At 68.0% G+C, this 12,592-nt stretch carries 11 protein-coding genes; 5 read left to right on the top strand and 6 right to left on the bottom strand.

Annotation, left to right across the window (positions count from 1 at the left end; all coding sequences use genetic code 11):
- The first annotated feature begins 187 nt into the window (after positions 1–187).
- Positions 188–1,576, top strand: a complete 1,389-nt coding sequence (locus WME90_RS32965) for a PPC domain-containing protein (protein ID WP_437276013.1) — start codon at positions 188–190, stop codon at positions 1,574–1,576.
- Positions 1,577–1,585: 9 nt separating this feature from the next.
- Here the strand turns inward: WME90_RS32965 and WME90_RS32960 are convergent, their stop codons facing one another.
- The 3 genes from WME90_RS32960 to WME90_RS32950 are packed head-to-tail and all read right to left on the bottom strand — an operon-like array spanning position 1,586 to position 4,645.
- Positions 1,586–2,758, bottom strand: a complete 1,173-nt coding sequence (locus WME90_RS32960) for a cytochrome P450 (RefSeq protein WP_437276012.1) — start codon at positions 2,756–2,758, stop codon at positions 1,586–1,588.
- 1 nt (position 2,759) lies between these two features.
- A complete protein-coding gene (locus WME90_RS32955) occupies positions 2,760–3,746 on the bottom strand; it encodes an acyltransferase domain-containing protein (protein ID WP_437276011.1) in 987 nt (328 codons plus the stop codon).
- An 11-nt stretch (positions 3,747–3,757) separates the two neighbouring features.
- On the bottom strand, positions 3,758–4,645 hold the full coding sequence (locus tag WME90_RS32950) for a hypothetical protein (protein ID WP_437276010.1): 888 nt from the start codon (positions 4,643–4,645) through the stop codon (positions 3,758–3,760).
- Between the two features lie 484 nt (positions 4,646–5,129).
- On the opposite strand from WME90_RS32950, the gene WME90_RS32945 reads away from it, so the two are divergent.
- The gene (locus WME90_RS32945) at positions 5,130–5,783 is read left to right on the top strand and encodes a glutathione S-transferase family protein (protein ID WP_437276009.1); all 654 of its coding nucleotides are present in this window, start codon (positions 5,130–5,132) and stop codon (positions 5,781–5,783) included.
- A gap of 66 nt (positions 5,784–5,849) precedes the next feature.
- Complete coding sequence (locus tag WME90_RS32940) at positions 5,850–6,890, top strand: hypothetical protein (protein WP_437276008.1); 1,041 nt, start codon at positions 5,850–5,852, stop codon at positions 6,888–6,890.
- A gap of 225 nt (positions 6,891–7,115) precedes the next feature.
- Here the strand turns inward: WME90_RS32940 and WME90_RS32935 are convergent, their stop codons facing one another.
- Positions 7,116–7,859, bottom strand: a complete 744-nt coding sequence (locus WME90_RS32935; RefSeq protein WP_437276007.1) for an SDR family oxidoreductase — start codon at positions 7,857–7,859, stop codon at positions 7,116–7,118.
- A 93-nt stretch (positions 7,860–7,952) separates the two neighbouring features.
- On the opposite strand from WME90_RS32935, the gene sigJ reads away from it, so the two are divergent.
- Entirely contained in the window at positions 7,953–8,846 is an 894-nt protein-coding gene (sigJ, locus tag WME90_RS32930) for an RNA polymerase sigma factor SigJ (RefSeq protein WP_437276006.1), read from the top strand.
- A 297-nt stretch (positions 8,847–9,143) separates the two neighbouring features.
- Here sigJ and WME90_RS32925 read toward each other — a convergent pair whose 3' ends face one another.
- On the bottom strand, positions 9,144–10,517 hold the full coding sequence (locus WME90_RS32925; protein WP_437276005.1) for a toll/interleukin-1 receptor domain-containing protein: 1,374 nt from the start codon (positions 10,515–10,517) through the stop codon (positions 9,144–9,146).
- Between the two features lie 573 nt (positions 10,518–11,090).
- Positions 11,091–11,426 carry a DUF6968 family protein gene (locus tag WME90_RS32920; protein ID WP_437276004.1) on the bottom strand — a complete coding sequence of 112 codons (336 nt, stop codon included), beginning with the start codon at positions 11,424–11,426 and terminating at the stop codon, positions 11,091–11,093.
- A gap of 829 nt (positions 11,427–12,255) precedes the next feature.
- Between WME90_RS32920 and tnpA the strand changes: the two genes are divergently transcribed.
- Positions 12,256–12,465, top strand: a complete 210-nt coding sequence (gene tnpA / locus WME90_RS32915) for an IS66 family insertion sequence element accessory protein TnpA (protein WP_437276003.1) — start codon at positions 12,256–12,258, stop codon at positions 12,463–12,465.
- Positions 12,466–12,592: the final 127 nt, after the last annotated feature.

Here is a 12,592-nt window from a genome sequence, read left to right as displayed (position 1 = left end):
ATGCAGGGTGCTTTCCCGACTCGTCGTGCTACTGTCGATCGGCACGGTACGGCGCGTGCCCACCGCCTCCGAGGAGGCACGTGCCCTTTATGAGGCTCACGGCAGCCCGCCGGGGAAGCTCGCGCTGGTCAGCGAGGACAGAATGACGACGGGGTGGGTGGTATTCCCTATGTCGACTTGGATTCTCGTGAAATCGTGGTTGACGCGATGGAGTCGGTTCTTCTTTGTTGTCCTCGCGACCGCTGGTTGCGGCTCCGCCCCGGAGCCGAGCGCGCGCACCTGCCCTATCAATGAGATCCTGGAAAAAGAGTGCACTTGCGGCGGCGATGTCTTCGATGCCGGGCAAGGCGCGGTCGTCGTCTGCGACGGCGCCTCATTGCGCGACAAGGGATCAACGGCCCCTCTGGCCCCCGCGCGCGCCGAAGAGTGCAACGGCCTCGACGACGATCTGGACGGGGAAGTCGACGGCGACGACGTGTGCGCGCGGGCGTGCGCGCCGGCCGAGATCGAGGCGCTGAGCGCCAAGCTCCGGATGCCGGCCCCGACCGACGTGACGGTGCCGGACGGCAGCGGCGAGACACCGGTCTTGACCCTCGTGAACGAAGTACCGTCCTTTTGCGTCGAGCCGGCGCCGCCGTCCACCCCGGAGGACGTCACCGTCGCTTGCGGAGAGGTGCTGACCGTGCATGCCGACGGCCTCACGGCCAATACGCTGCGCGTAGCGCCGGGCGGGGTCGTCCGTGTCGTCGAGCCGGCCGCCCTCCAGATCTCGGGCGAGCTCATTGTCTGTCCGGGAGCGACCGTTCAGGCGGGCGGCGAGCCCTCGCGCGACGGCGACGGCGGCGACGGCGTGGACTTGCAGATCTCGGCGGAGACGCTGCTCGTGCTCGGGACCGTGACGACCGCGGGAGGCACCACGCTGAAGATGAGCGGCACCGCGAGGGTGGGCGCGTCAGGCGCGCTCACGGTGAACAGCGCTCGGCTCCTCCTCGCAGGGCTCCTGGATACCTCGGGACCGAGTCATCCCGACGGCTACGGAGAGCAGCTGGGAGGCGCCCCCGGGGGCGCTGTCCTGGTCTCGACGACCACCGAGTCGTTCCTGTCGGGGGCCGTGCGGTCGACCGGTGGCGCCGGAGGGAGCGCGCTCGGGTGTGGTGCCGGCGGGAACGGCGCAACGAACGGGAGCGTCACGATCGAGGTGCCGGTCTGTTGTTACGACTTCAACGTCGTTGGCGGCAGCGGAGACGGCGGCGGCGCAGGCGTCCTCGAAGATCTGCTCGAGAGCCCCGAGGCGGCCTTGGACCGGGGCGAGCACGAGCTGGCCCTCTGCGACGGCGAGGATCGGTTCGCGCTCGCGGGGAAGGCCGGGCAGGAGATCGAGCTCCAGCTCACGCCGGGCGCGGGCGTCGACATCGACGTCCATCTGCTCGACGAAGGCGGCGCGATCGCAGCGCGAAGCGAGGGGGTCTCGGATGTGGAGCGGATCTCTGTCCCCGAGAATGGGGACTACACGCTGCGCGTGTTTGCGGCTGGGCCCGTATCCGGTCCGGGCGGTTATCACCTCTCCGTCCGCTGACGCGCGCCTTCACCCGTGAGGGCCCCGCGCGTCGAACCGCAGCGGCAGCGCGCGGGGGCCGCGCAGCACGAACGAGCCGATCCGCTCGATCTCTCCAGGGGCCGGCTGCAGGCCGGGCAGATCCAGGAGCGCGTCGAGCGCGATGCGCGCTTCCATCCTGGCGAGCTGCGCGCCGAGACAGAAATGATGCCCGAGCCCGAATGCGAGGTGGCGGCTCGCGTCGCGTCCGAGGAGGAAGCGGTCGGCATCCGGAAAAATGGCTTCATCCCGGTTGGCCGATCCCAGGAGGAGCAGCGTCGTTGCGCCGGCCGGGATAAGGCTGCCCCGGATCTCGATGTCGCGCGTGGCGCGCCGGAGGAGTATCTGGACCGGAGCATCGTAACGAAGCGTCTCCTCCACGAGCGCAGGGACGAGCGAGCGGTCTCGCCGCACGCGATCGAGCTCGCCCGGGTGCTCGAACAGCGCGAGCAAGGCGTTGCCGATCAGGTTCGTCGCCGTCTCGCTGCCGCCCAGCACGAGCAGCCTTGTGAAGTCGAGCGCCTGCTCCGGCGACAGGGCGCTGCCATCGCTGTCTTCCCGCACCAGGGCGCCGATCAGATCGTCCCCGGGCGCGCCCCGCCTGGACGCGAGGACGGCGCGCAGGAAGGCCTCGAACTGCGCGATGGATTGCTCCACTCGCCCGCGATCTCCGGCCATCACTCGGCCGGTCCCGTGGGCGATCACGTCGTCGGCCCACCGCCTGAAATCGCTGTGATGGTCGGCGTGGACCCCAAGCATCCCGGCGATGACCGCGATCGGGAACGGGGCGGCGAGCTCCGCCATCACGTCGCACGAGCCGACAGGAGCGAAGTCGCCGACGAGCTCGCGCGCCAGCGTCGCGAGCCGGTCTTCGAGCTCCCGCATCCTGCGCGGGGAGAACGCCCGTTCGACCCGCCGGCGAAGGCGCGTGTGCGCGGGTGGGTCCGAGCCGAGCAGCGTCTCGCTGGGCGCGAGCTTGCGGCCGGCCATGATCGAGGACGAGAACACGTCCGGGCGCTTGAGCGCGAGGCTCACGTCCTCGTGACGGCTGAGCACCCAGAAACCCCGGGAGGCCAGCCGGTGCACGGGCGCGTCGAGGCGCAGCGCCGTGTAATAGGGATACGGATCGCGCTGCACCGCGGGGGCGAACGGGTCGTAGTCCATATCAAGCGGCTCGAGCTCGCCGGAGGACGTCGAGCGACCGGAGCATCGATGCCTGTTCTCCTTCGGGAGGGTTGAGGGAGTGGAGGACGACGCCCCGCTCGCCGGCGCGCTCGAGCAGCATCGTCAACGAGCGTGAGAGCACGGGCTGCGGTCCGATCTCGAGGAACACGTGGTACCCGGACTCGATCAGGAGCTGGGCGGCCTGCTGGAACAGCACCGGGCGGCTGACGTTCCGCCACCAGTAGTCGGCGTCGAAGCGCTCCTCCTCCGTCTGCCAGCTCCCGGTGACCGTCGAGACGATGGGAACCGCGGCGGCGCGCGCGCGGACCGCGCGCAGCGCGCTCAGCAGCTTGCCGCGGAACAGCCGCGCATGGGCCGTGTGGGCCGCCCAGCCCAGCCGAACGGGCCGGCTCTTGACCCCACGGCGCTTCAGGTCGCGGAGCACCTGCTCCACCGCGTCGGCGTCGCCGGAGAGGACGGTGAACGCCGGATCCATGATCGCCGCGACCGAGACGCGACCGCCGGCGCGCCGCGCCGCGTCGGCGGCCTCGGCTGCCGAGACCTGGACCGTGGCCATGCGCCGCCCGGCGGAGTGCGCCTGGACGAGGCGGCCTGTGTGGATCGCCACGGCCAGCGCGTCCTCGAGGTCGAGGATCCCGGCCGCGAACGCCGCCGCCGGCTCGCCGCCGCTGATCCCCACGACCGCGTCGGGATCGATGCCCCACGCGCGCCACAGCCGCGCGAGCGCGAGCTCCACGGCCAGCGTCGCCGGGTAGCAGAGCCCGCACTCGTCGAGCTGTTCACGATAACGTTCGTCGGTGAGGGCGTCGAGGATCCGCAGCCCGGCGTCATGGCGCCGACCGATCCCGTCGCACTCCATCATGACCTCCCGGAACAGCCGCTCGCGCTCCAGGAGCTCTTGCCCCATTCCCCAGCGTCCCGGCCCCAGCCCGGCGAACGCGAACACGACCTTCGCCCGTGCGTTCAACTCACGCTCCCTCACGATCGCGCGTCGGCGCAGCGCGCCTCGATGTGCTCGGGCCGATAGAGATACTGCGAGACGTCACCCCGCGTGATGGGCCCGTCGGGATCCTTGTTCTGGATGCAGCACCAGTGAAAGCGCGCGAGGTCTGTCGGAAGCGGCTCGCCGCGCTGGTTCGCCTCCTCCCAGCGGCGAAACACTTCGTCGCACTCGGAGAGCGGGATCCGGTGACGCGCGAAGTTCCCGTGAAAATGGACGAACAGATCGCTCGATCGATAGAACCTGGGGTGGTTTTGGAGGCCATCGACGTACTTGATCCGGCGAAGATCCTCCGGGTGCTGCTTGAGCAGCCAGATCATCGCCTCTTGCTCGCCGATCCCGTCCCAGATCTCGCCCTGCGAGACGAACTGCACCTGCGCATAGGCCTCGCGAAGGAAATCCCTCGACCAGGCCGTCGCCTGCATCAAGAACACACCGGTATTGATGGGCATTCGGGCGAGCCCCTCGGCCAGCGGAACGCCGAGAAAACGGAGGTACTCGTCGTGCGACTGAACGATCAGATCGTACGCGGGATCGCAAAATTCTTCGACCCGGCGGGCCTGGTTGAACACCAGGGTGTCACTGTCCGCCCAGAGCACCCAGCGGTGACGCTCGAACGCATCGAGTATGGCCGGAAGCTTCGCCCAGCACGCCGGCCGATCGGCGGCGACCGGTACGTCGTCGATGAACCGATAGCCGTGACGCGCGCAGTACTGCCGCCGGTTCTCCAGCGCCATCACGCCGAGCTTCTCGTACTTGAAGGTCGGGTTCTTCGGCGGAACCGCGTTGAAGGTGATGACCCCGACCTCGGAGCCGTCAACGTCTCCGTGGGACGGGTGCGTGGAGCTCGGCGATGCGGTGTCCATGAATGGATAGTAAACCGCTCCTTGAGCAATTGTGTCAAGTCGCGGGATGCCGGCATCACGGCGTATGTCGGGACGGCGCGACTCCGGCATGCGCTCACCGGGGCGCTCGCCGGCGGGTCAGGTCGCCGGGACCTCCTCCTCCCTCCTCGGCGCGCGCCGCCGCCTGTGGAGAGCGCGAGCTGGCAGTCCGCGGAGCGGGTCGGCTCCGAAGCGCTGAGAGACAAACGACGACACGCCATCGAAGCTTTTCCTCAGGTCAGCCGGCTCGGCCGCGACGTAGCGCGCACCGGGACCGGCATCGCGCGGCCCCGCCGGGTACGTCTACGCCTTGCCGCTGTGCTGAAGCGATGGCGTCGGACGTAGATAGGGCAGGGTGATGCAGAAGGGCTGGAGGCGTGGCCTCACGTTCCATGGCAAGCGCTCGGCCATGGTTGCAAAGATGTGCCCCCGCAGCCTATGATCTTCGCCAAGAAGGAGCCTCTCGATGACGATCACCATTACCGCCTTTGAACGCTCACCCGATGGCGGCAAGGGACTGGCGCGTGATACGCGCGTTCGCTGGGCGCTCGAGGAAGTCGGCCAGCCCTACCAGGTTCGCCTTGTTTCGTTTCGTGCGATGAAGGAACCCGCGCATCTGGCGCTTCATCCCTTTGGCCAGATTCCGACCTATGAGGAAGGCGATCTCGCGCTGTTCGAGACAGGGGCGATCGTGTTTCACCTCGCCGAGCGACATGCGGGCTTGCTGCCGGACGATGCCAATGCTCGGGCGCGCGCGATCACATGGATGTTTGCCGCGGTCAACACGGTAGAGCCACCGATTCTTGATCTCGTAACCGCCAGGATCCTGGAGGGCGACAAACCCTGGTCTGCGGAGCGCCTGCCTCTGGTCGAAAATCGCATCCGCGATCGGCTCGGCCGGCTCTCCGTTCGCCTGGGCGATTCCGACTGGCTCGATGGTGCGTTCAGCGCTGGCGACTTGATGATGGTGTCGGTGCTGCTCAGGTTGAGAGCATCGGGCATTCTGGACGAATACCCAAACCTGGCCGCTTATGTCGCCCGCGGCGAAGCGCGGCCCGCCTACAAGCGAGCGTTCGACGCTCAATTGGCGGTTAACACCGGCAAGCCATCGACAGGCTGATTGCGGTCCGTCGGTGCCGCACGCGCACCCGCTGCGGAGGGCAGCCGCGAGGCGAAGGCGCAGGCCGTGCTCGCCTTGCTCGAGGCCCGCGGGCTTGAGCTCTCCGCGGTGGGGTGGGAGCGCGTCCTCGCGAGCACCCTACGGCGGCCAATTGAGCAGCGTCGGCGCGCGACGTTGAGCAGAGTCGGCGCAACCTTGAGCGAAGTCGGCGCAACCTGCCCGGATCCGCGCTCCCTGCTCCTCCCGCACCGTGACGACGTAGCTCCAGCCTTCACCGCCATGGATTTCCCGCGTCCCGCGCGCCGGCGAGCTTCCGTGCGCCAGCGCCGCGGGCACAGCGGCGAGCGGCGGCACCCGGACGATGACCACCGGCTGCAGCATGGCCGCGCAGCCCAGAGCGAGCGTGGTCGCGACGACGCGTTCTCGGTACAGGCACAGCGATTGCTTCACTCGGCGCGAAACAAAGCGCGCTCGCTGAGCGCGAGCCGGTGGAGGTATTGCATGAACCGCAAAGACCGCGTTCTGTCGTCTGTGCTCGGGCTCTTCGCCCTCGTGACTGTCCCCGCGTGCGCCGTCGACCAGGAAGACCAGCCCGACATGATCGAGGCGCAGAGCAACCTCGATGAGGAGACTGAGGCGACGGACGAGACCAGCGAGGCGCTCTCGGCTCTCGATCAAGCAGCCAGCGCCAGAATGAGCCTCGCCCCCTCGGTCATCACGTTTTGGGAGAACAACGGCTGCGGCGGAGACCAGGTCGGCTGGTATACGTACTACGATTCGTATCTGTCCATGCCCAACACCAGCGGCTCGGGTTGGGTGAACGATGAAGCCCGCTCCATCAGGCTGTTCCGAGTCCAGCCTGGGACGGTCATCCGGGTCTATGATAACTCTTCAGGCAGCCTCAGCAGTGATGACTGGGCGGAGATCACCGTCAATCGCTACGTCGAGGACCTTTGCGTCTATTCCTTCCAGGTTCCGGTGAGCAATATGGATTATACCCTCGTCTATTGCAATGATGGCAACCTTGACGGGAAGGTCTCGCTCGCACGGGCCCAGCCCTACGCGTTCACCAGCTATACCTGCGGAGGAACATTGCAGTGGCCGTAGCCGCCGCTCCGGTTCCCGGATGGAGAGCTGCTCCTCAGGGGCTGTCGCTCGGCCTTGTCGACGAGCTCTACAGCGGATTCACGAGCTGCCCGCCGCGAGGTTTCGCGCATGTTCGGCGACTCGCCGCTGCGCGATAGCCGCGCGCTGAAGCAGGCGTCCGCGGTCGTCCAAGACATGTAGTCCGACCGCGTCTCGCCGGTGACGCCGGATACCGCGGTTGATTCCTCACGCCCGCGCGAGCCACGCATCGAAGCGAAGCGCTCCAAGTCGCGGGGCCGGGCCGGGGGTGAGCGCGCGGTCGTCGAGCTGCGCGCCGAAGTACTCGGCTGCGGCGTCCGTGACGACCTTGCGCGGGTCCTTCTTCGCCGCGAGCCACCGGCGGCCGAGCTCGTCGAGGCCGATCGCCTCGGGGCCGGCGAGCTCGACCATGCCGTTCTTGGGCGACTCCTCCGCGATGGCTGCCAGCGCTGACGCCACGTCGTCGGCCGCGATCGGCTGGAGGAGGGCAGGCGTCAGCGTGGCCGTGTCGCCCTTGGTCGCAGAGTCGACGATCGCGCTGACGAACTCGAAGAACTGGGTCGCGCGCACGATCGTGTAGGGCACCCCTGCCGCGCGGATTGCCGCCTCCTGCGCCACCTTCGCGCGCAAGTAACCGCTCGTCGGCAGGCGGTCGGCCCCCACGACGGAGAGCGCGACGTGATGGCGAACGCCCGCGGCGGCCTCGGCGGGCAGGATCACACCGGCCGCCCTCTGGAAGAAGCCCATCACTGCATCGTCCTCGAACGAGGGCGCGTTGACGACGTCCACGACGACCTCGGCGCCGCGGACCGCCTCGGCGACGCCGGCGCCGCTCAAGATGTCGACGCCCGTGGACGTCGACGCCGGTGTAACCTCGTGCCCCTTCTCCCGAAGGATCCCGACCAGCTTCTTCCCGATGAGCCCGCTACCCCCGAACACGACGACCTTCATGACGATTCTCCTGGTTCGCGCATCCCGACCGGATGCTCCGTTGCGGGGAGGACCGGACAGCCCGCCGCCTTGTGACAGGTCGGAGCAAGAAAAGTGACGGCGCCCCGAGCCCCTGAAGACTCACCGCGTGCCGCCGACCCGTTCGTCGCGTTGCGGCCCCGGCTGCTCGGCATCGCGTATCGGATACTCGGCAGCAGGGCCGAGGCGGATGACGTCGTGCAGGACACCTGGGTCCGCTGGCAGGCGATCGACCGAGCGACAGTGCAGGAGCCGACGGGATTCCTGGTGACCACCGCCACGCGCCTGGCGATCAACGTGGCCCAGTCCGCGCGTGTCCGCCGCGAGGCGTACGTCGGGCCCTGGCTACCCGAGCCGATCGACACGAGCCCCAGCGCGGAGCTCGGCGCCGAGACGCAGGAAGGCCTCGCCCTGGCCGTGCTCGTGCTCCTCGAGAAGCTCACGCCCACGGAGCGCGCGGTGTACGTGCTCCGCGAGGTGTTCGACTACCCGTACGAGGAGATCGCCGGGATCCTCGATCTCGGCGAGGCGAACGTGCGCCAGGTGTTCGCCCGCGCGCGGAAGCACCTCGCTGGCGAGCGTCGCGCCCCGGTCGGCGTCGAGCAGCAGCGGCGCCTCCTCGAGAGCTTCATCGCCGCCGCGCAGAAGGGAGATCTCTCCGCGCTCGAGCGCCTCTTCGCGGCCGACGTCGCGTCGTACACGGACAGCAACGGACGCGTGCGGATGGCCGCCCGCGTCCCGGTGCACGGCCGCGAGCGCGTCGCGAAGCTCGTCGCTGGCTTCGCCAGCCGCTTCTGGCCGGGCACCGCCGTCACGTGGCTGGAGACGAACGGCCAGCCGTCCGCCCTCATCCGCCGGGACGGCGTCGCGCTGGCGCTCGCCTCCATCGACGCGTCCGCCGAGGGCATCGAGCGCATCTACTGGATGATGAGCCCCGAAAAGCTCGCGACCTTCGTGGCGCCGCGATGACTCCAGGGGCGGTGGGGCGCGTACGCCGCCGGAGACTCGGCCCACGGCGGCGCCGAAGTCCGGCTTGTCGCTCCAGCGCTGCCCGACGGCGCGCGGGCGCTCACCGCTGCTGCCCGGCGACGGTGCAGCGCCGCCTCGGCCGTCGGCAGGTGCTGGAGCGCCCTTGCGCGCCCGCTTGGGCGAGGCAGGTGCCCGCGCAGGCGGGGACGCCGTCGGCGGGGGGGACGAGGCAGGCGCCAGGCTGAACGGCGGGCGCGCGCCGTAGCGGCGCCCGGTGCGCTGCCGCAACCTCGCTCTTTATGCTCCACCTGCCGGGAGCATCAGCCGGCTACGCGCCGCCGCTGTCGCTGCCATGCCCATGATGACTCTCCGCAGTCCATGCGCAACTTCGAGCCATGCTTCATCCCTGTCCTGCCACTTGGTGATCGGCTTGGTCCCCGGGGGGAGCGCATTGAACTGGCTCATCGGCGATAGCTCCCATTGTGCCGGTCGGACGAGCACTGGAATTATACCGGCGGCCCCTATCGCCTGGCGCTCCATCGCGAGTCTCACTTGAACCTCGTCAATCGCATCAGATGCAAGGAAGTCAGGGCTCACGAGGAAGACGTACAGATCTGCCTCTTGCAGGGCTCCGCGGATCTCGGAATCTCGTTCGAGGCCAGGCGCGATGGCATGCTCCGTCCACGTCGCGATGAGCCCCTTGCGACGCAGCTGGGAGAGATGCGTCTCCAGCTGCTCGCAGTGCTCTCGATCCTCGCTCGCGTAACCGATGAACACCTTGAACGGCCGCAGCAGCTCCACCCGATCCGCCTTCAGGTTCCACGACCAAGCCTGGGTCGTGGCCCCGGTGCGGCCATGCTCGTCTCCAGCCCCCTGCGCAGCAGAGACGCCCGCGAGGCTGAGCGTGATCCTGTCCAGATGCTGGCGTATCTCGGACAGGCCCTCCCGCACCGCGTCTCCCTGGAGGGCGCCGGCCAGCCTCACGAGCGGGTGTGCCTTCTGCGCCTCCCATACCTTGAGGTACAGCGCTTCCGCCACCGCGTCGAGGTCCGCGCGCCGAGATGCCATGAGGCGCACGACCGCCGCCGTGCCGCGCTCCTCGAACTGTACGATGCGACAGTCCGTGTCTTTGCCGAGGACCCCGAAGATGGTCCCGTCGAGAAGGTACCTGTGGAACGGCGTGAGACGTGTGTCGAAATAGAGCGTCAAGCCTTCACTCACGGGTTGCCCAGAACGCACCAGGCGCAGAGTCGGCACCGGGGTCCCGTGGAAGGCGACGCGCCCTGGTGCAGGCATGATGAAGTACGCGCACAGTACATCCGCTGCGCCGAGCTCGTTCAGCAGTTGGCGATCGGCCTCCGAGAGCGCCTTCTCCACGGCCTCGTGGAACTCGGGGAGAAGCCTTCGCGACACATCGGCCTGGAACTGCGCAGCGCTCATGGGTCGACGATGGTCCCAGCTCTCGTGCGCCGCCACGACTTGCCGCTGGAGGAGGCCGCGGTCTGTCACGGCTTCCAGGTACCTCGGGTAATGCCTCGACCTCGCGCCCCAGAGATGGACCGATGCAATCACCTGCGTGATTTCGACCCCCAGGGCCCGCAGATCGTCGTTCGGGCCTGGCCGCGAGGCAGGTGCGTCCCTTTCTGCGTCATCGTCGAGGGTGAGCCTCATGCTCCCCTTCGAATCGACGAGAATGCGAGCAGGACGAAGCCATAGCTCGAAACGAGCTTGTCGGTATGTTCCTTGGCCCGATGTCCTCCGTGGGCATCCACGGACCCGGAAGGGGAGCTGTGCGAAGCAGAGCACGGACGGCTCCGACTCCGCCGCTTCTTCCATTAGGGCCGCGCCTTCGCAGAGGAGGTTGTAACTGGCGGCCCCTACTCGGAGCAGATGCGACAGGGGGGCGACGGCCTGGCCCGGTCCTGGCGGGTTCATCTGCTCGATATCGGCACGATCCCAAATCGCTTTCATAGACACTTGGGCAGTGTGGGTCTACGCCTGGGAACCCCATGGCCAGCTCCCTCTGCGAGGTCAGCGGAGATACCGTCCCGTGTCAAGCAGAGCCCGGTCGGCAGACTCGTCTCAGGTAGGTAGGGAGATTGTGGTCGCCACCGGTCCACCTACATCCGGTCCTGCTCGACTGGTCCTGGCTTCCAGCTGGGCGGACCCGGGATTCGGCTCGCGGGCCCATGCTCGACATCACGACCCGGGGTCGGTGCTGTGTCGAGGGCCCTCGCGTACCCGCTACTCGGAGCGGGGCTTGCCCGGCGTCGGCTTCGTCAGGTGCGGGATAGCCGGGAACCAGTGCCAGTCGTCCCCCTGGGCGCTCACCTGACCCAATGCACCAAGGCTGTCCATCAGGATCGGTATCATATGTAGCGCGCCATATAGGGCTTGAAAGGCGTCGAGCCCTGAACCGTGGGAGCGCGTGACCTCACTACCTGGTCCTTGGATTTCGAAATCAACTTCCCAGCCGCGCTCATGCCTGAACTCCGGCTTCCACAGCAGAACACGGATCGCTTCTTCGGTACCGTCCGGCCGCTTCAGCGTGAGCTCTCGCTCTGCGATGGGGAGCTGCATGCGCCGATGGTGCCATCGTCCTCGGCATCGTCAAGCGTCCGTCCTCTGCATACTGCGAGACATCTGCCGTTGCCGAACGTGCGTGCTCTGTCGCACACTTTTCGGTGCTTACGTGGAATTCTCTCCGAGCAATACAGAACCCATCGTTCATCGAGCGTTCTGCAGGCGTTTTCGCAAGTGGCAAATCGGCAAGCGGCTACAGCCTTTGCGCGGCCTTCGTTGTGCTCTGCATGGCATTGCTGTTTGGTCTCAGGAGGTGCCACCAAAGCGCCGCACATGAGTTGCCACACGTCCGATCCATCGTTTACTGCATTGTCGCATCGCCCTTGTGATGTTCGTTCGGGTTCCGGATCCTCTGCTGCGAGTGCTCCAGGTCGAGGGGTAAACAACAGCGTGAACGTTACGAGCGCGGTTTTGAGCATGACCTGCCCCCCGCTCGCTTATATGGAGCGCACGTGTGGGAGCGGGAGGGGCATGCGGATTAGGGCGCCTTATTACGGTACCTGTGTCCCCGTGAGACTGCCAGGCTATCCACTTACGACCCGCGAGCTGGAGATCTTCACGGCCCGCGGCGGCGGGGGAGCGCGTCCTCGCGAGCACGGGCCTGGCCGAGCCGGACCGCGGGATCCGCCGTGCCGCGATCGTCAGCGACGCCCGGGATCTCCTCACCCACGCCGGCCTCGCAGCGGGAGCCCCGTGCCCTGACGTCGGGGCACAGTAACCGCCCGACCAACGTCATCGTGACCAGCCCGTCGGGGCCGGTTACCAGTTCCCATCGCGACGAAGGAGGAAGCGATGGCAACGAGGGTGGAGTGGGCCGGCCGATCGGGTGGAGCGATGGGAGCGCTGCGGGCTGAGCGCAGAGAAGTTCGCGCGGCGCGAAGGGTACAAGCCGAAGCAGGTATACTGGTGGCGCTGGAAGCTGCGGGCGGAGGGGGCCTCCCGGCCGTTGATCCTCCTCTGCTCCCGCGGGCTCCGGCTGCCAGCGACGCCGACGCGTCCTGAACGACGCAGAGCTCGATCTTCGTGCTGGGGGTGAGCTCCTCGCCGGCCCTCTCGTGTCCGCCCGTATCCGCCCGTGCCCACAAGGGTCGTGGGTGGACGTTGCCCCTCACCCAGCGTCGTCGACTCCGACGAGAGCCGCAAGGGGGCGCGCCCATGGCGAT

The sequence above is a fragment of the Sorangium sp. So ce375 genome (genome assembly GCF_051473855.1).
In the GTDB taxonomy this organism is placed as follows: domain Bacteria; phylum Myxococcota_A; class Polyangia; order Polyangiales; family Polyangiaceae; genus Sorangium.
This window is presented reverse-complemented; position numbering and strand designations above follow the sequence as displayed.